The sequence below is a fragment of the Variovorax sp. 10L421 genome (assembly GCF_056395365.1).
Window position 1 is genome coordinate 124113 of the sequence record NZ_JBFTJJ010000016.1, and the last position, 18131, is coordinate 142243.

An 18131-nucleotide genomic window follows, 5' to 3' on the forward strand; every position below is an offset into this window, starting at 1 on the left:
GACAACAGCCTTCGACACCAGGAGCCTTGCATGAAACCCCAGCCCATCGAATACGCCGCCGCTTCCGAGGAAGTCAGGGCGGTCTTCGACGACATCAGGACCACGCGCAACGTGCCGGACGTCAACAATTTCTGGAAGTACCTCGCCAACGACCCGGCCACGCTCAGGCGCACCTGGAGCAGCCTCAAGGAAGTGATGGCGCCCGGCGCGCTCGACCCGGTCGTGAAGGAGATGGTCTATCTCGCCGTGAGCGTCACCAACAGCTGCGGCTATTGCATCGCGAGCCATCACGCCGGTGCCGAGAAGGCCGGCATGACGCCCGCGATGTTCGCCGAGCTGATGGCCGTGGTCGGCATGGCCAACGAGACCAACCGGCTGGTGAACGGCTACCGCGTGCCCGTCGATCCGGCCTTCGACAAATAGCGGGTGTCGGCGGCGCGCGTTCAGCCGATCGTCATCAGGCTCGCGTTGCCTCCGGCCGCAGCCGTGTTGATGCTGAGTGCGCGCTCCACCACGAGGCTTTCGAGCGGTATGTCCGCGTCGCCGGGCGCGAAGGCGCGTACGCCGACGATCGGGCCCGGGCGTGCCGCGATACGCTGCATCACGCCCGGCAGGCCTTGCGCGCCGCCGTGGCGCAGCGCAGCGTCGAACACCACTGTGTCGGACGCCCAGTCGTTCGCGATGGCCACGCACTGCTGCACTTCGGCCGGCAGCGAAGCGCGAAGGCCCTGTGCGGTGGCGTCGGCGGGCCAGATCGCGGTGCTGCCGACCGACAGCACGGCGGCCAGCTGCGCCAGCCGGTCCGCTTCTGCATCCGCACCCGGGTCGACCAGGCACAGCACCGCTTCGCGCGGCGCCAGCGTGTAGACGTTGCGCTCGCCGGTCGGGCCGGCCAGCGTGCGCGAACTGCCCGAGCGCGACTGCGCGGCAAAGCGCGCGCATTGCGCCGCCAGCGCGGGGCGGCCGGTGGCTTGCGCCCAGCGCGACAGCGCCGACAGTCCGGCCTGCGGCGCCGAAGCGGCATCCGCCACCGCGCGCGCCATCGCATCGTCGGGCCGCGCCGACAGCATGCGCAGCATGTACAGCGGCCCGCCGGCCTTCGGCCCGGTGCCCGACAGGCCCTCGCCGCCGAACGGCTGCACGCCCACCACCGCGCCGACGATGTTGCGGTTCACATAGACGTTGCCCGCCTTGGCGTTCTCCACGATCTGCGCGATGGTTTCGTCGATGCGCGTGTGCACGCCCAGCGTCAGCCCGTAGCCCGTGCCGTTGATCTGCCCGACCAGCGCACCCAGGTCGCGGCGGCGGTAGCGCACGAGGTGCAGCACCGGCCCGAACACCTCGCGCTGTAGCTCCGCGATGCTGTCGAGCTCGATCAGCGTGGGCACCACGTAGGTGCCGTTGCGCGTGTCGTGCGCGTATTCGCGGGCCTGACGGAAGACCTTGCGGCCCTTCGAGCGCATGGCCGCGATGTGGCGCTCGATGCCGTCGCGCGCCTCGGCGTCGATCACCGGGCCGACGTCGACGGCCAGCCGCGCGGGGTTGCCGATGGAGGCCTCGGCCATCGCGCCCTTGAGCATCTCGACGAGCCGGTCGGCAGCTTCCTCCTGCACGCACAGCACGCGCAGCGCGGAGCAGCGTTGTCCGGCGCTGTCGAAGGCCGAGGCCATCACGTCCGCGACCACCTGCTCCACGAGCGCCGACGAGTCGACGATCATCGCGTTCTGCCCGCCGGTCTCCGCGATGAGCGGCACGGGTGCGCCATGCGCGCCCAGCCGCTGCGAGAGCGTCTTCTGCAGGATGCGCGCCACCTCCGTCGAGCCGGTGAACATCACGCCCTGCACGCGCGCGTCCGCCACCAGCGCGGCGCCGACGGTTTCGCCCCGGCCGGGCAGCAGCTGCACCGCGGCGCGCGGCACGCCGGCCTCCCACAGCACGCGCACCGCCTCGGCCGCGACGAGCGGTGTCTGCTCGGCTGGCTTGGCCAGCACCGGATTGCCCGCCGCGAGCGCGGCCGCCACCTGGCCGGTGAAGATCGCCAGTGGAAAGTTCCACGGGCTGATGCAGACCATCGGGCCGAGCGCGCGGTGGGTGTCGTTCGAGAAGTCGCTGCGCGCCTGCGCCGCGTAGTAGCGCAGGAAGTCGACAGCCTCGCGCACTTCGGCGATGGCGTTGGCGAACGTTTTTCCGGCCTCGCGCGTCAGCAGGCCGAGCAGCCGGGGCATGCCTTCCTCGAGCTTGCCGGCGGCGCGTTCGAGCAGGGCGGCGCGTTCGGCGGGTGGCGTGGCGGCCCATGCCGGAGCGATGCCATGGGCCTGGGCAATGGCCGATTCGACGTCGGCCAGCGTGGCTTCCTGAACCTGTCCGACGATGTCGCGATGGTCGGCGGGATTGGCGACGTCGGCCGCCTCGCCGTGCGGCACGGCTTGCGCGAGCATCGGCGCCGCGTGCCAGTTTTCAAGGGCGCTGCCGGCCAGCGCATGGCCCAGTGCGCGAAGGCTGTCGTCGTTTGCGAGGTCGAGCCCTTGCGAGTTGGCGCGCTGCTGGCCGTACAGCGCCGCGGGCAGCGCAATGGCCGGATGCGGCAGGCCCATCGTGCCTTCCTGCGCAGCCATGCGCTCGACCGTGGCGACCGGGTCTTCCACCAGCGCGTCGAGCGGGATCGCCGGGTCCGCGATGCGGTTCACGAACGAGGTGTTGGCACCGTTCTCCAGCAGGCGGCGCACCAGGTAGGCCAGCAGCGTCTCGTGCGTGCCCACCGGCGCGTAGATGCGGCACGGCCGCCCGAGCGGGCCGACCACCTGTTCGTACAGCGGCTCGCCCATGCCGTGCAGGCACTGGAACTCGTATTGCCCCGGCTGATAGCGCGACGGCTCCGCCATCGTGTAGATCGCGGCCAGCGTGTGGGCGTTGTGGGTCGCGAACTGCGGGTAGACGGCATCGGGCGCATCGAGCAGCTTGCGCGCGCAGGCGAGGTACGACACGTCGGTGTAGGCCTTGCGCGTGTAGACCGGGTAGCCGCCGAGCCCGTCGATCTGCGCGCGCTTGATCTCGCTGTCCCAGTAGGCGCCTTTCACCAGGCGCACCATCAGCCGGTGCCGGCTGCGGCGCGCGAGATCGACCACGAAGTCGATCACGAACGGGCAGCGCTTCTGGTACGCCTGGATCACGAAGCCGATCCCGTTCCAGCCCGCGAGCGCCGGCTCGAAGCACAGCCGCTCCAGCAGGTCGAGCGAGAGTTCGAGGCGGTCGGCTTCCTCGGCGTCGATGTTCAGGCCGATGTCGTACTGCTGCGCCAGCAGCGCGAGCTCGCGCAGCACCGGATACAGCTCGGCCATCACACGCGCGTACTGCGCACGGCTGTAGCGCGGGTGCAGCGCAGAGAGCTTGATCGAGATGCCCGGCCCTTCGTACACGCCGCGGTGGTTCGAGGCCTTGCCGATCGCGTGGATCGCCTCTTCGTAGGCCATGCGGTAGCGCTTCGCGTCTTCCATGGTGAGCGCCGCTTCGCCGAGCATGTCGTACGAATAGCGAAAGCCCTTGGCCTCCAGCTCGCGCGCATTGCCGAGCGCCTGTGCGATGGTTTCGCCGGTGACGAACTGCTCGCCCATCATGCGCATCGCCATGTCCACGCCCTTGCGGATCAGCGGCTCGCCGCCCTTGCCGATCAGGCGCGTGAGCACGGCCGACAGGCTGGTTTCGCTGTGCGTGGCCACGAGCTTGCCCGTCAGCAGCAGGCCCCAGGTCGCGGCGTTGACGAACACCGAAGGGCTGCGGCCCGCATGCGATTGCCACTGGCCGTGCGCGATCTTGTCGCGGATCAGCGCGTTGCGCGTCTCGGCATCGGGAATGCGCAGCAGCGCCTCGGCCAGGCACATCAGCGCCACGCCTTCCTGCGACGACAGCGCGTATTCCTGCAGCAGGCCCTGCACGAGGCCGGCGCGGCCGCCTGCGTTCTTGCGGTCGCGCAATTGCTGCGCGACGCGGTGGGCGAGTTCCTGTGCTTCCTCTGCCTGGCCTTTGGGCAGCCGGGCCTGCGCGAGCAGCGGTGGCAGTGCCTGCGGTTCGGGGCGGCGACAGGCCGCTGTGATGAGGGCGCGCAGCGGCGAGGGGTCGGGCGGCAGTCCGTCGGCGAATGCCGTGAAGGAAGAGGGCAGAGGGTCGGGGCTCATGGGAGGTTTGTGCTGGGAATTGTTGGATGATCCGCGTCCCGATGCCGAATTTGTGTTCAAAGAACGGCGCTTCGATAGCGTAAAACGCTATGTAAAGCAGCGAGCAAGTCAGGTTCGTCGCGGGCGGTGGGCAGAGAATCCGCGTTCCGTTCCATCCCGGGAGTCGCACGAACATGCTCAGCTACAGATGGTTCTTTTCCTTGGCCCTCGCAGCCGCGTGCATCGCGCCCTGGCCGACGCATGCGGCAACGGCCGATGCCTCCACCTGTTTGAATTCGGCCGCCGCTGGATGCTTCCGCAGCTTCACACCGCCAGGAGCCGGAGGCGCGCTGCACTACTACTCCTCGCTCGATCCCGATGCACCGGCGACAGGCGCCACCGCCGGGCCGACGAAAGCGCTGATCGCCATGCACGGCCATTCGCGCGACGCCAACAAGACATTCGAGGCAGCGCTGAGCACCCTTCGCAACGCCGATGCGCTCGGCGACACGCTGGTGATCGCGCCGCTCTTCCAGGTCGCGGCCGACAAGGCGGTGGCCGGACGCTGCAACACGGTGGGCGTGCCCGTCGCGCAGCCCGGCGACCTGCTGTGGACCTGCGGCTCCTGGCTCGCAGGCGCGCGCTCGGCCTCGGGCAGCCGCGTCGGGTCCTTCGCGGTGATGGACGCGCTGGTGGCCGACATCGCGCTGCGCTGGCCCAGCCTGCGCACCATCACCGTCGCGGGTTTCTCGGCGGGCGGACAGTTCGTGCAGCGCTACATCGCCTTCACGCAGCACGACGGCACGGCGGCGGGCAATCCGGCGATGCGCTACGTGGTGGCCGATCCGAGCACCTGGCTCTACTTCGATCCGGTGCGTCCGCAGCTCTCGCCTGACGGCGCCTCCGTGACCGGCTTCTCCGTGCCTGACGCATCCGCGTGCCCGCAGATGAACCGCTGGAAATACGGCACCGACGGCCTGCCCGCCTACTTCGGGCGCACCGCCGCGCAGGCGCGCCAGCAGTACGTGCATGCCGACATCAGCTATCTCGAAGGCGCGCTGGACAGCAACGACGCGAAGGGCACGGCATACCGCGTGCTCGACAAGTCCTGCGCGGCGCTTGCGCAAGGCTCGTTTCGCATGCAGCGCGGCCTGGCCTATGCGCAGTACGACCGCAAGCTGCTCGCGCCGGACAAGCGCCGGGAGGTCGTGGTAGTGCCGGGCTGCGCGCACGACGTGGCCTGCGTGTTTCCCTCCGAGGCGGCACGCGCCGCGCTGGTCGGCCCTTCTCGCTGATCGGCGCATCCTGCCGGCGGGCTTGACGTGATTTCCTTTATGGTGGACATTTCATCCAATATGAAGGAAATCAAGGAGTCGGCCGAAACGGAAGCCCCGTCCGGCCTCAATGACCGCATCGCCCAGCGCGTGCGCGACCTGCGCGCGGCCCGAGGCCTCTCGCTCGATGCGCTGGCCACGCACTGCGGCGTGAGCCGCTCGATGATCTCGCTGATCGAGCGCGGCGAAAGCAGCCCCACCGCCGTGCTGCTCGAGAAGCTCGCAACCGGTCTCGGCGTGTCGCTGGCTTCGCTGTTCGAGGCGCCCGCGCCCGCCGCTGATCCGGTGGCGCGCCTGGCCGGTCAACTGCAGTGGCGCGACCCGCACTCCGGCTATGTGCGGCGCAACGTGTCGCCCGACGGTTTCGCATCGCCCATCCAGATCGTCGAAGTGATGTTCCCGTCCAAGGCTCGCGTGGCCTACGAAACAGCGGCGCGCGAACCCCTGATTCACCAGCAGGTGTGGGTGCTCGACGGCGTCATCGAACTCACGCTGGGCGACGAGCGCCACCGGCTCGAAACCGGCGACTGCCTGGCGATGGTGCTCGACCGCCCCATGAGCTACTACAACCCCTCGCGCAAGACCACCCGCTACGCCGTCGTGATCGCTACCGCGCCCTTTTCCTGGAGATGAACATGCCGACCCTCACTGCCGATGCGCCGCGCATCCGCCTGCTGTCCACCGTCACCGGCACGCAGCTGCAGGGCCTTGCCGCCGTGCTGGCCGATTGCGTCGAGGGCGGCGCGTCGGTGAGCTTCATGCAGCCGCTGGCCGAAGAACGCGCCCAGGCCTTCTGGCGCCACGTGGCCGACGGCGTGGCGCGCGGCGAACGCGCGTTGCTGGTGGCCGAGGACGCCGAAGGCATCGTGGGCACGGTGCAGCTCGTGCTGGCCCAGCCCGAGAACCAGCCGCACCGCGCCGAGGTGTCCAAGATGCTCGTGCACCGCCGCGCACGCCGCAAGGGCATCGGCGCGCTGCTGATGCAGGCGGCCGAACAGGTGGCGCGCGAGCACGGCAAGACGCTGCTGGTGCTCGACACCTCCAGCGCCGAGGCCGAGCGGCTCTATGCGCGCGTGGGGTGGACGCGGGTGGGCGCGATTCCCGGCTTTGCCCTGTTGCCGCAGGGCGGGCTGTGCGCCACCACCTTCTTCTATCGCGAGCTGATCGAACAGGGCCCTGGCAGTGATCATGGCGCGGCGGCTCCGCAGGTGCGGTAGGTCTGCGGCGCCGGTGTGACCTGCGCCGCCTTTGCCGCGGAAGCCTTGCGGTTCGACGCCGTATGGAGCAGCAGCGCCACCACCACCATCGCCATGCCCACGGCCTCGTTCACCGTAGGCAGCCTGCCCAGCGCCGCGCTCATCAGCAGCGCCGACACCGGCACGAAGTTCAGGAACGCCGTGCCCGTGACGGCCCCGAGCGTGCGCACGCCGTAGTTGAAAGCCAGCACCGAGATGGCCGAAGGCACCACGCCCACGAAGAACAGGGCCTGCCAGGACAGGCGCAGGCCTTCCAGGCTGGGCACTGCCGACCAGCCCAGCACAGCGGCCCCGATTGCCGCGGCCAGCAGCACGGGCCACGAGGCCAGCACCGTGAGCGCGGTGTACTCGATCACGTCGAGCCCGGGAAAGCGCGTGGCGCCGCGCGTGTACCAGACCCAGCCCAGCGTGCCGGCGAACGCGATGGCGTCGCCGAAGAGCGTCGTCGACCCGGCGGACGCACCCGCGCCGAACAGCAGGCCCGACACGATCGCCACGCCCGCCAGCGCCAGCGCGCTGGTCAGCAAGGTCGCTCGCGACGGACGCACGCCGTCGAGCGCCCAGCGCACCAGCTGCGCGGTCATGGGCGTGGTGGCGATGATCACCGCGCCGTGCGAAGGCACCGAGTGCGCGAGGCCGACCAGCAGCATCACGCTGAACACGCCGAAGCCGGCCGCGCCGCGCAGCGCCAGCGGCCCCGCATGCAGCCGCAGCTTGCGCCAGGGCGCCGCGCCGCGCGGCAGGATCAGCAGTACGAACAGCAGCGCCGACAGGGTGTAGCGGATCAGCGTGAACCACACCGGTTCGACATGGTGCAGCACGCCCTTGCTCACAAGGAACAGGGAGCCCCACCCGGAGGTGGCGAGCAGCAGCGCGGCGATGCCGCCCAGGCGTTGGCGTTGGAACATGGGGGAGCCTCTTCTTGCAATGATCGATGCCCCAAGAATCGGTGCTGGAGGCCGCCATTGCCATTCGCTTCTTTGGACAGGGGGCTCCAGAAAAACGAACGGACCGATCCGGCCCTGAAGCTCACAATCCATCGCCATGGAGCTCTATCAACTCAAGACCTTCGTCGCCATCGCGAAGGAAGGCAGTCTGACCCGCGCCGCCGAGCGCGTGTTCACCAGCGCGCCGGCGGTCAGCGCGCAACTCAAGGCGCTGGAAGACGAACTCGGCGTGAAGCTGTTTGAGCGCACGCCGCGCGGCATGTCACCCACCGAGGCCGGCCTCAGCCTGCTCGAAGAGGCCGAACGCACGCTGGCCTCCGCCACGCGCATGCGCTCGGCGGCCGATCAGCTGCGCGGCGCCGCGCAGGGCGTGGTGCGTTTCGGCACGGTGGTCGATCCCGTGGCGCTGCGGCTCGGCGAGGTGCTGGTGAAGCTGGCGGAACGCCATCCGCAGGTCGCGCTGCAGCTGAGGCAGGGGCTGTCGTACGAAACGCTTTCCGCCGTGCAGCGCGGCGACCTTGATTGCGCCTACGTGCTCAGCGACAGCGAGCAGATCGAAGGACTGGAACTGCGCCGCCTCGGTGCGGTCGATCTCGTCGTGGCCCTGCCGTTGCCCGTCGCCGAGGCGCACCCCGGCCTGTCGCTCGACCAGCTCACGAACATGCCGTGGGTAGGCACGCCGCCTTCATGCATCCTGCGCGTGCATCTGGAAAAACTGTTCGCCGGCGCGGGCCGCGAATACCGCCAGGGCCGCACGGCCGACGGCGAGAGCGCCATCCGCAGCATGGTAGCGAGCGGCATGGGCGCGGGGCTGATGCGGCTCGACCAGGCCGAGCAGGGCGAGCGCAACGGCGAGCTTGCGATATGGAACGGCTGGCGGTCGCATACGTGGCTGTGCTGGGTTGCACGGGGGGAGGGCAAACGTCCCGTGGCGGTGGAGGCGGTGCGCAGCGCGGTGATGGAGGCCTGGGGCTGAAACGATGCCTCTCGTTCGGGGCGCGCTCGCGCCGACGGGGTGCCCTGTGCACGCACCTCCGAAACGCACCCGACGCGGCGCAAAGCATTGCCGCGGGGTACCATCCCCGCCGCCGCAACGCTCCGCTCTCCATGAACGCTGAAATCGCTGCCCTGCCCGCCTCCAATCCTCTCGCCGATCTGCTGAGCCGCGCCCGGCAGGCCCTGGCGGATACGGCGGGCGCGCTGCCCGTGCCATCGACCGCCACCAACGAGGCGGGCTGCGTGGTGTTCCTGGCCGTCGGCGAAGACAGCAGCCGGGCCCGCGTGGCTTCGGGCCGGGGCGCCGACTTCGACGCCGCATGGCGTGCCGCCGCCGAGCAAGCGGAGCGCACCGGCCAGGCAGCGCAGCGCCTGCGCGCCGAGGTGGTCGACAAGGTCGAGCCCATGAGCTGGGGCGCGCTGAAAGCGAAGTTGGCGCAGACCAAGCGCAACTACTTCAACGAGGGCATCGCCTTCGATGCGCGCTTCGAAGTCGCGCTGCTCGCGCAGGAAATGCTCGGCAGTGCGATCCTCTACAACGGCGACGTGGAGCATGCCGAACCCAATACGGGCAACCTGCGCCTGCACTGCAAGCGGCGCTTCGGCCGCGAGATCGACTTTCCCGCGGACGACGCGGCGCCCGTCTGGTGCTTCACCACGCGGGCCGTGTACGTGGACGCCGAGGGTGCCTGGCCCCTCGCCGCCGAAGGGCAGGCGGCCGGATTCCGCGAGCTGCGCGAATGGAACGCGCCGCAGGTCCACGCGCTGATCGACGCCGCCGGCAACTACCTGGCCGAGCAGGTCAAGCCCACAGGCGAGTTCCACTACGGCTGGTTTCCCTGCTTCGACCGCCCCATTCCCACCTACAACACGCTGCGCCATGCCAGCTCCACCTACGCAATGCTGGAGGCGTGGGAGCTCACGCGCAGCGACGCGCTCAAGGCGGCCATCGACCGCTCGCTGGCCTTCCTGACCGGCACGCTGATCCGCCAGGCCAAGTTGCCGGACGGCACGCGCGCCGCCTACCTGCTGGACATCGGCAGCGAGATCAAGCTCGGCGGCAATGCCGTGTGCCTGCTCGCGCTGGTCAAGTACACCGAGCTCACGGGCGACCCGCAATACCTGCCGCTGCTGGAGCAGCTCGCGCTCGGCATCCGCCACATGCAGGACCCGCAGACCGGCAGCTTCGTGCACGTGCTCAACGCGCCCGCGCTCGACGTCAAGGACCGGTTCCGCGTCATCTACTACGACGGCGAAGCCGCCTTCGGCCTGATGCGCCTGTACGGCCTCACGCGCGACACGCGCTGGCTCGCGGTCGTCGAGAAAGCCTTCGAGCATTTCATTGCCGCCGAGCACTGGCGCGCGCACGACCACTGGCTGAGCTACTGCGTCAACGAACTCACGCGCTACAGGCCCGAGACGCGCTACTACCGGTTCGGCTTGCAGAACGTGGCGGGGTACCTCGACTTCGTGCTGGAGCGCATCACCACCTTTCCCACGCTGCTCGAACTGATGATGGCCGCGCGCGACATGGTGCTGCGGCTGGAGGCCGACCCCGCATTGCGCCCGCTGCTGGTGGAGCTCGACCGCGACAAGTTCGACCGCGCGCTGGCGTACCGCGCGCGCTATCTCGCCAACGGCCATTTCTGGCCCGAGCTGGCGATGTTCTTCCGCAATCCGGCGCGCATCGCGGGCTCGTTCTTCATCAAGCACCACAGCTTCCGCGTGCGCATCGACGACGTGGAGCACTACCTCTCGGGCTATGTGGCGTACCACCGGATGCTGAAGGCGGGCGAGGCGCTGCAGCAGGCAAAGGCGGCGACCGGCGTCGTCGCCTGGGGCGGCGACGTCAACCTCGCGCGCCGCCAGCACTACCGGCTGCACGAACTCGGCGGCGCGCACAGGATGCTCGGCGGCATCGCCGCGCTGCGCGAGGCCGACCTGCGCATCGTGAACCTCGAATGCGTGGTCGCCGCCAGCGGCGAGCAGGGCGTCGACAAGGGCGAGTCCGCTCCCTACTACTACCGCGCCCGCCCCGAAATGCTCGCGGTGCTGACCGAGGCCGGCATCGGCATGGTCGCCACCGCCAACAACCACAGCGGCGATTACGGCCCCGATGCGCTCATGGAGCAGCACGGCCTGCTGGATGCTGCGGGCATCGCCCATGCCGGCACCGGCCGCACGCCGGAGGCCGCGCTGCGGCCCGCGTTCCGGCGCGCGGGTGGCGTACGCGTGGCGCTGTTCTCGCTCGACGCCACGCAGTCCCGCTTTGCTGCCACTGCCGCACGCGCGGGCGCTGCCTGGCTGCCGCTGGGCGACCCGGCCGCCTGGACCGCCACGCTCGCACCGCGCATCGAGGCCGCGCGCCGCGAGGCCGACGTGGTGCTCGTGGCGGTGCATTGGGGCGACAACCTGGAGACCCAACCGACGCAGGCCGAGATCGCCGTCGGCCATGCCATCGTCGATGCCGGGGCGGACGCGATCCTCGGCACCTCGGCGCATGTGCTGCAGGGCATCGAGATCTACCGCGGCCGGCCGATCCTGCACGACGCCGGCGACCTGCTGTTCGATTCGGTGCGCAACGACTTCGGGGATTCGGGCGTGTTCTCGCTGACGCTGGGCCCGCGCGGCGTCGAGGAAGTGATGTTCACGCCCATCGGCGTCGGCTTCGGCTTCTCGCGGCAGCTCGCGGGCGACGAGGCGCAGGCACTGAGCGAACGCTTCGCCGCGCAATGCCGCGCGCTCGGCACCGAGATGGTCCCGGCGGCCGGAGGCCGTTGCGCGGTGCGGCTGTCGCCGCCCGAGCGGCCCGCCTTCCGGCCCGAACCGGCTTCCGCGGTTGCGCCGGTTGCGCGGCCGGCGCCCCTCGTCGGTGCTGTGCCTGCACCGCGGCCCGAGTGGCTGGCCGACGCGGTGCCTGGCGACGCGCGCATCACGCCGCTGCAGATCGGCCCGCTGCGCCTGGTGGGCGTTCGCTGCGCGCCTCGGCAGATCGTCGGGCGCCGGCTGCTGTGGGTCGAATCGTTCTGGACCGTCGATGCGCCCCTCGCGGCCGACCTGCGCGTGCAATTTCGCGCGTTGCCGATGCGCAGCACCCGCATGCCGCCATGGGGCGAGGGCATGGAGCACGACCCCTGCGACTGGATGTGGCCCACCAGCCGCTGGGAGCCCGGCCGCATCTACCGCGACCGCTACGGCCTGCGTGCGCCGCGCGCCGGCCTGCTGGAAAGCGACGTGCTGCAGCTCGAAGTGCGCGTGCGCGGCGACGCGCCCGAGCTGCCGCCAGCGCGCCGGCTCCCGCTGTGGTGCGGCCTGCGCGTGCCTGATTTTCCGACGCCCTTGCCCGAGCGCGCCGCGCCCGTGCTCGCGGCCGACCGCCCCGGCGCGGGCTTCGAGCTCGAGCCTGTGTGGACCGCCGCGCAGCTGCAGCAGATCACCGGCGGACACTGGCTGGTCGAGCCGCCGCCCGGATGGTCCGTCAACTCGGTGGTGCGCGGGCCGGTCCACATGGGGCTGCTGCCGAAGCCCTCTCTCTTCATCGCTTCCGACTACCGCACGCTCGCCGCGCACGAGAACTACAGCAAGCCGCGCACCGACAACTGGGACCGTCACCTCGAACTGCCCGGCCTGCACCCTGCGCTGGCCGGCGCCGTGGTCGCGCACCCGGTCGACGGACTCGACCCGGCCTTTCCGCTGCTGCAGGTGAACGACCCGATCGCCGCGATGCTGGCCATGGGCGCTGCCGCACGGGCGCGCTACAAGGGCTTCGTGGTGGGCGTGACCGGCACGGTCGGCAAGTCGTCCACCATCGCGATGCTGCGCGACCTGCTGCCCGAGCGTGCGCGCGTGCACACCACCATCGACAACTACAACTCGCGCGTCGGCGTGCCGGCCATGCTGGCCAACCTCGGGCCCGACGTGGACGTGTGCATTCTCGAAATGGCGCAGAGCGGGCTGTGGATGGACCGCGGCCCGATCTCGCTGGTGGCGCGGCCGCACGTGGCCCTCATCACCGAGATCGGCCTGTCGCAGACCCGGCAGGCCTCGACGCTGGAGCTCACGGCCGCCTACAAGTCGCGCATCTTCCTGGGCCTGGAGCCCGGCGGCGTGGCGATCGTGCCCGACCACATTCCCTGCCTGCGGCAGGTGGTGGATGCCGCCGCGTGCACGGCCGGTGCGATCTGGGTGGTGGGCAGCGGGCCCGACGCGAACGTGCGCCTGCTCGATACCCGGCCCGAAGCGCGCGGCGGCTGCCGCGTGCGCATCGCGATCCCGGGGCGCACGCTGGAATACCTGTTCCCGGTCGAGAGCGCGGGGCTGGTGCGCAATTCGGCGCTTGCGCTCGCGGCCCTGCTCGCCATGGGCTTCGACGGCGAGGCCGCCTGCGCGCGCATGCCCCAAGTGCGCCTGCCGGCCTCGGTGATGCAGGTGCGCGCACTGCGCACGCAGGCCGGTGTGCAGGCCACGCTGATCGACGACAGCTGGAACGCGGAGATCATGTCGATGCGCAACGCCATGGAGTTCGTGCGCAACTGGCAGCGTGCGGAGAGCGGCCCGGTGGCGCGCAAGATCGGCGTGCTGGGGCGCATCGTCAATCTCGACGGGGAAGCCGAGGCCATGCACCGCGGCCTGGCCGCACCGCTGCTGGCATCCGGCATCGAGCACCTCGTGACGCACGGCGACGAGATGCGCTGGCTGCGCGAGGAGGTGCCAGCCGAACTGCTCGGCCCGCACTTCGACGACGCCGCGCAGCTCGCGGGCTACCTCGGCGGTTTCCTGCGCGACGGCGACCTCGTGCTGGTGAAGGGCGACCGCGTCGGCTCCGACTTCGGCCGCGTGCCAGGGCTGCTGCAACGGCTATGAAGACGCCGGGCCTCTTGCTGCGGTACATGCGCGGTGTCCTGGTGCTGCTCGCGCTGGTGCAGGCGGCCTGCGCGCAGCGCACCGGCCCCGACGTACCCCGGCCCTTCGTCGCGAGCAACGACGAGGTGCTGCACTGGAACCAGCCCGCCGATCGCGCGAGCTGCCCCGACCGGCCCGGCTACCTGTGGGTGCGGCCTGCCGAGGGGCCGGCCTGCATCCGCTACTTTGCGAGCGACGACATCGACGGTGCGCGCATGGCCATCGTGCAGTTCTCGGGCGACCGCGACGGCGTGATGGACCAGGCGCCCGAGCGCATCCCCGGCAACACCGAACCCCTGCGTACGCTCGACGCGCAGCGCAGCCGCGACCGCGCCGGCGTGCCGTGGATCTTCATGGCGCGGCCCGGCACGTACGGCTCATCGGGCGATCACCGCAAACGCCGCCAGCTGGTGGAGTTCCACGCGCTCGATGCCGCGCTCGATGCGCTCATGCAGCGCCACAAGCTGCAGCGCATCGTCATCGTCGGCCACAGCGGCGGCGCCACCGCGGGCGCCGCGCTGCTCACGCTCGGCCGCACGCGCGTGGCCTGCGCGGTGCTCACGTCGGGCGCCTACGGGCTGCTTGAGCGCGCACGCATGCTGGGCCGCTCCAGAGACGGCCGCACCGACACCACCGGCAGCGCGCAGTTCTACGACCCGCTCGACCACGTGGGCGGCATCGCGCGCGACCCGGCGCGGCGCATCGTGCTGATCGGCAGCCGCGACGACAGGAACACGCCCTTCGCGCTGCAGGAGCGCTTCGCCGACGCCGTGGCCAAGGCCGGCCACCGCATCGAGCTGCGCACGCACGCGGGGGAGCCGCCCGACTACCACGACCTCAAGGACCTCATCGCGCTGCGCACCGCCTCGCAGTGCGCGCGCGAGGCGATGCTTCAGCAAGCAGGAAATACATGAGCAAAAGCAACATCACGTCGCGCGAGTTCGGCCGCATGCCCGACGGCCGGCCGGTCACCGAACACACCCTCGACAACGGCCGCGGCCTGAGCCTGAGTGCCATCAATCATGGCGGCATCGTCACCGCGTTGCGCGCCCCCGACCGCCACGGGCGCAGCGGGAACATCGTGCTGGGCCTGCCCACGCTCGCCGACTACCTCAAGCCGCATCCGCATTTCGGCACCATCGTCGGACGCTTCGCCAACCGCATCGCGGCGGGGCGCTTCACGCTCGACGGCACGTCGCATCAACTGGGGCTGAACGACGGCGTCAACTCGCTGCACGGCGGCGCGAAAGGCTTGGGCACGCGCTTCTGGGAGATCGTGCCGGTGACGGTGCAGGAGGCCGGCGGCGACATCGGCATCGAGCTGCGCTACACCAGCGCCGATGGCGAAGAGGGCTACCCCGGCGAGCTGCGGCTGACAGTGCGCTACACGCTGTCGGCAACCGCCAACACATGGCGCATCGACTACAGCGCCACGACCGACAAGCCCACGGTTCTGAACCTGAGCCATCACGACTACTTCAATCTTGGGGGCAGCGGCTCGGTGATGGACCACCGCCTGACGATTCCCGCGAGCCGCTACTGCCCGGTGGACGCGACGCTGATCCCGACCGGCGTGGCCGACGTGGCTTCGACGCCGTTCGACTTCCGCACCGCGACCCGCATCGGCGAGCGCATCCGCGAAGGCCACGATCAGCTGCTGCTTGCGCATGGCTACGACCACAACTGGGTGCTCGATAGGGCTCAAGCCGAGCACGGCCTTGCGCTCGCGGCGCGGCTGGAGCACGAGGCCACGGGCCGCGTCATGGAAGTGCACACCAGCGAGCCCGGCGTGCAGTTCTATTCGGGCAATTTCCTCGATGGCAGCCTCTTCGGCAGCGCGGGCGCGAGCCTGCGGCAGGGGGACGGGCTGTGCCTGGAGACCCAGCATTACCCCGACTCGCCGAACCGGCCGGAATTTCCGTCAACGGTGCTGCGGCCGGGGGAGCGCTTCCACAGCGCGACCGAGCATCGGTTCGGGGTGCTTGGCTGAGCCTTCGTGCATCCGGTGCGGCGCGGGGACTTCAGTTCCATCGCCGACCCGGTGCAGTCAAGTCCCGCGCGTCCACGCGCGTGTGAGCGGACAGCAGGCCGCGCTTGGCACCTTCGAGCTGGCTGGTGCGCTGGGATGATGGTGCCGGCGCCTGCGGCGGCGAAGAGATGCCAGGCACCACGGCCTTGGCGGCATCGATGAGCGTCTTGGGCTCGCTCATGTCCCACTGGGGCAACGGTGCCGGGGGAAGCGGCAGCACCTTGTCGAGGTTGGGGAAGCGCAGGTCGGGATTGAAGTAAAGGGCGTCCGCCAGAATCTTGTAGCGGCGGGCGCGAGCCTTGTCAGGTCCGGTCGTGATCGGATTCGCTCCGTCGTCGAACGAGGCGAACAAATAACCTGCACTTTTTTGGCTACCAAACTTGACGCCTTCGTGTAGCACCTTGAGTGCGCGGGAATAGTCCTCACCCAAGGTCGGATCATTGCCGTTTAGATCCGCCCCAAGCTCGTATGCGGCGGGGCCATAGCCTTGTGCGAATGCGCACTCCAGCATCTTGCGCGAGATTGTCCTGTTCGCCCAGAACGATGGCGGATCGTTGTAGACACCAATCAGCTTTTGCCCAATGTATGTCTGCGACGCCATGCTTCCCATGTCCGCCGCCCTCTGCCAGAACGCATACGCCACCGTCGCATCCTGCTTGAGCGATCCAATGCCGCCCATGTACATCGTGCCCATGTTGTCCCAGGCCGCCGGCACACCCTTGCGCATCAGGTCTTCGGTCAGCTCGATGGCCTTCTCGGGGTCCTGTTCGACGCCCAGACCTTGCAAATAGAGCCCCGCCAGGTTGAACTGCGCCTTCCAGTGGCCCAGCTTCATCGCCTGCTCGTAGAGCTGGGCCGCCTTGGCGTAATTGCGATCTTCCGACCACTTCTCGTAGCTCACCAGCGCCAGTGTCTGCTGGAACAGTGCTTCGGCTTCTGCCGTGATGGGCGGGTTGGCGTCGGCCTCGTGTTTGCAGACGAAGTCCTTGCGGTGCGGATCGAACTTGTCGAGCCTGGTGAAGCGCGGCAGCTTGCTGTCCGACATGAAGGGTTGGTGAGGCTGGGCTTTGGAGTCGTCTTGCATGGGACATCCGGTCAGAAGGAATGCGGCAGCAAACAGGACTGCCGCCCCGGCTGTGCGGGTGCCTTGCATCACCGCGCGTTCACCCCACCACGGGCGGATTGCCCACGCCGACCTGCGGAATCTTGCTGAAGCCCAGAGGGTTGGCCTGATTCCACCAGGTCCAGATGACCTGCGCCGGATCGATGTCCAGGTGCTGCTCGCGCGGATCGGGAAAGGGCTGGCCTTCCATCACGTAGGACTGGCGATGCCACTGATTGAACGATGCCGCATGCGGGTGGTCGTCAGAGACCTGTGCCTGCCAGATGCCCGTGACGAGGCAGCGCGCGGCGCCGCTGCATCGCACCCGCGGCGTCGGCAACTCGGCCTCGCGCGCGATGCCTTGGGCCACACGCGTGTGAGCGGCAAGAACGCCGCGCTCGGCACCTTCGAGTTGACTGGTGCGCTGGGGTGTCGGTGCCGGGGCTTGCGGCAGCGAAGAAGCAGCAGGCACCACGGCCTTGGCGGCATCGATGAGCGTCTTGGGCTCGCTCATGTCCCACTGGGGCAGCGGTGCCGGGGGAAGGGGCAGCACCTTGTCGAGGTTGGGGAAGCGCAGGTCGGGGTTGTGGTAGAGCGCGTTGGCGAGAGCGTGATAGCGATCGGCCCTTGATGTATCTGGTCCACTTTGCACGGGTCTATCTCCACGTCGAAATGAAGAACTCAAGTAGCCAGCGCTTCGTTCGCTCCCAAACTTGACACCTTCATGCAAGATTCTCAGGGCGCGCGAATAGTCCTCATCTATGACGTTTCGAGTAACGCCCAGTTCAAAAGCTGCTTGCCCGGACCCCTGAGCAAACGCGCATTCGAGCATCTTCAATCCGATCGCACGGTTTCCCCAAAACGAAGGAGGTTCATCGTGATTCCCAAGCAGTTTTTTTCCAATGTATGTTTGCGACGCCATGCTCCCCATATCCGCAGCGTGCTGCCAGAACGCATAGGCCACAGTCGCATCCTGCTTGAGCGAGCCGATGCCGCCCATGTACATCGTGCCCATGTTGTCCCAGGCCGCCGGTACACCCTTGCGCATCAGGTCTTCGGTCAGCTCGATGGCCTTCTCGGGGTCTTGCTCAACGCCCAGGCCTTGCAGGTAGAGCCCTGCCAGGTTGAACTGTGCCTTCCAATGGCCCAGCTTCATCGCCTGCTCGTAGAGCTGGGCCGCCTTCGCGTAGTTGCGATCTTCCGACCACTTCTCGTAGCTCACCAGCGCCAGCGCCTGCTGGAACAGCGCTTCGGCTTCTGCCGTGATGGGCGGATTGGCGTCGGCCTCGTGTTTGCAGACGAAGTCCTTGCGGTGCGGATCGAACTTGTCGAGCCTGGTGAAGCGCGGCAATTTGCTGTCCGACATGAGTGGTTGATGAGGTTGGGCCTTGGAGTCGTCTTGCATGGGGCACCC

At 69.3% G+C, this 18131-nt stretch carries 12 protein-coding genes; 8 read left to right on the forward strand and 4 right to left on the reverse strand.

The genetic code is table 11. The features are described 5' to 3' along the window. The first annotated feature begins 30 nt into the window (after positions 1–30). Positions 31–423, forward strand: a complete 393-nt coding sequence (locus AC1DFC_RS20255; protein ID WP_007836531.1) for a carboxymuconolactone decarboxylase family protein — start codon at positions 31–33, stop codon at positions 421–423. A 20-nt stretch (positions 424–443) separates the two neighbouring features. Here the strand turns inward: AC1DFC_RS20255 and putA are convergent, their stop codons facing one another. Continuing rightward, positions 444–4172, reverse strand: coding sequence for a trifunctional transcriptional regulator/proline dehydrogenase/L-glutamate gamma-semialdehyde dehydrogenase (gene putA / locus AC1DFC_RS20260; RefSeq protein WP_478179867.1), 3729 nt, complete (start codon positions 4170–4172; stop codon positions 444–446). A 173-nt stretch (positions 4173–4345) separates the two neighbouring features. Between putA and AC1DFC_RS20265 the strand changes: the two genes are divergently transcribed. The 3 genes from AC1DFC_RS20265 to AC1DFC_RS20275 are packed head-to-tail and all read left to right on the forward strand — an operon-like array spanning position 4346 to position 6702. Next, the gene (locus AC1DFC_RS20265; protein ID WP_478179868.1) at positions 4346–5446 is read left to right on the forward strand and encodes a hypothetical protein; all 1101 of its coding nucleotides are present in this window, start codon (positions 4346–4348) and stop codon (positions 5444–5446) included. Positions 5447–5506: 60 nt separating this feature from the next. Next, positions 5507–6118, forward strand: a complete 612-nt coding sequence (locus tag AC1DFC_RS20270) for a helix-turn-helix domain-containing protein (RefSeq protein WP_478179869.1) — start codon at positions 5507–5509, stop codon at positions 6116–6118. Continuing rightward, the gene (locus tag AC1DFC_RS20275; RefSeq protein ID WP_042673915.1) at positions 6115–6702 is read left to right on the forward strand and encodes a GNAT family N-acetyltransferase; all 588 of its coding nucleotides are present in this window, start codon (positions 6115–6117) and stop codon (positions 6700–6702) included. Before AC1DFC_RS20270 ends, AC1DFC_RS20275 begins: the two co-directional genes overlap by 4 nt. On the opposite strand, the gene AC1DFC_RS20280 is transcribed toward AC1DFC_RS20275, so the two are convergent. Then, positions 6672–7649: a DMT family transporter gene (locus AC1DFC_RS20280; RefSeq protein ID WP_007836540.1), complete on the reverse strand. Its 978-nt coding sequence runs from the start codon at positions 7647–7649 to the stop codon at positions 6672–6674. The two genes, AC1DFC_RS20275 and AC1DFC_RS20280, sit on opposite strands and share 31 nt — an antisense overlap. Before the next feature lie 136 nt (positions 7650–7785). Between AC1DFC_RS20280 and AC1DFC_RS20285 the strand changes: the two genes are divergently transcribed. The 4 genes from AC1DFC_RS20285 (at position 7786) to AC1DFC_RS20300 (ending at position 15576) form a co-directional block, all read left to right on the forward strand. Continuing rightward, complete coding sequence (locus tag AC1DFC_RS20285; protein WP_007836542.1) at positions 7786–8664, forward strand: LysR family transcriptional regulator; 879 nt, start codon at positions 7786–7788, stop codon at positions 8662–8664. A gap of 131 nt (positions 8665–8795) precedes the next feature. Continuing rightward, positions 8796–13547: a CapA family protein gene (locus AC1DFC_RS20290; protein ID WP_478179870.1), complete on the forward strand. Its 4752-nt coding sequence runs from the start codon at positions 8796–8798 to the stop codon at positions 13545–13547. Further along, a complete protein-coding gene (locus AC1DFC_RS20295) occupies positions 13544–14500 on the forward strand; it encodes an alpha/beta hydrolase family protein (RefSeq protein ID WP_413315307.1) in 957 nt (318 codons plus the stop codon). Before AC1DFC_RS20290 ends, AC1DFC_RS20295 begins: the two co-directional genes overlap by 4 nt. Beyond that, positions 14497–15576, forward strand: coding sequence for an aldose epimerase family protein (locus AC1DFC_RS20300; protein WP_478179871.1), 1080 nt, complete (start codon positions 14497–14499; stop codon positions 15574–15576). Before AC1DFC_RS20295 ends, AC1DFC_RS20300 begins: the two co-directional genes overlap by 4 nt. A gap of 31 nt (positions 15577–15607) precedes the next feature. Here AC1DFC_RS20300 and AC1DFC_RS20305 read toward each other — a convergent pair whose 3' ends face one another. After that, positions 15608–16699 (reverse strand): tetratricopeptide repeat protein, encoded by a 1092-nt coding sequence (locus AC1DFC_RS20305; protein ID WP_478179872.1) that lies wholly within the window; start codon positions 16697–16699, stop codon positions 15608–15610. Between the two features lie 79 nt (positions 16700–16778). Then, complete coding sequence (locus AC1DFC_RS20310) at positions 16779–18083, reverse strand: tetratricopeptide repeat protein (protein ID WP_007837703.1); 1305 nt, start codon at positions 18081–18083, stop codon at positions 16779–16781. Positions 18084–18131 lie beyond the last annotated feature (48 nt).

Excerpts from the sequence above, each read along its gene's own strand:
- AC1DFC_RS20305 (WP_478179872.1), bottom strand. The coding sequence starts at position 16,699 with ATGCAAGACGACTCCAAAGCCCAGCCTCACCAACCCTTCATGTCGGAC.
- AC1DFC_RS20290 (WP_478179870.1), top strand. The coding sequence starts at position 8,796 with ATGAACGCTGAAATCGCTGCCCTGCCCGCCTCCAATCCTCTCGCCGAT.
- AC1DFC_RS20275 (WP_042673915.1), top strand. The coding sequence starts at position 6,115 with ATGAACATGCCGACCCTCACTGCCGATGCGCCGCGCATCCGCCTGCTG.
- AC1DFC_RS20285 (WP_007836542.1), top strand. The coding sequence starts at position 7,786 with ATGGAGCTCTATCAACTCAAGACCTTCGTCGCCATCGCGAAGGAAGGC.
- AC1DFC_RS20270 (WP_478179869.1), top strand. The coding sequence starts at position 5,507 with ATGAAGGAAATCAAGGAGTCGGCCGAAACGGAAGCCCCGTCCGGCCTC.
- AC1DFC_RS20255 (WP_007836531.1), top strand. The coding sequence starts at position 31 with ATGAAACCCCAGCCCATCGAATACGCCGCCGCTTCCGAGGAAGTCAGG.
- AC1DFC_RS20295 (WP_413315307.1), top strand. The coding sequence starts at position 13,544 with ATGAAGACGCCGGGCCTCTTGCTGCGGTACATGCGCGGTGTCCTGGTG.
- AC1DFC_RS20280 (WP_007836540.1), bottom strand. The coding sequence starts at position 7,649 with ATGTTCCAACGCCAACGCCTGGGCGGCATCGCCGCGCTGCTGCTCGCC.
- AC1DFC_RS20300 (WP_478179871.1), top strand. The coding sequence starts at position 14,497 with ATGAGCAAAAGCAACATCACGTCGCGCGAGTTCGGCCGCATGCCCGAC.
- putA (WP_478179867.1), bottom strand. The coding sequence starts at position 4,172 with ATGAGCCCCGACCCTCTGCCCTCTTCCTTCACGGCATTCGCCGACGGA.
- AC1DFC_RS20310 (WP_007837703.1), bottom strand. The coding sequence starts at position 18,083 with ATGTCGGACAGCAAATTGCCGCGCTTCACCAGGCTCGACAAGTTCGAT.
- AC1DFC_RS20265 (WP_478179868.1), top strand. The coding sequence starts at position 4,346 with ATGCTCAGCTACAGATGGTTCTTTTCCTTGGCCCTCGCAGCCGCGTGC.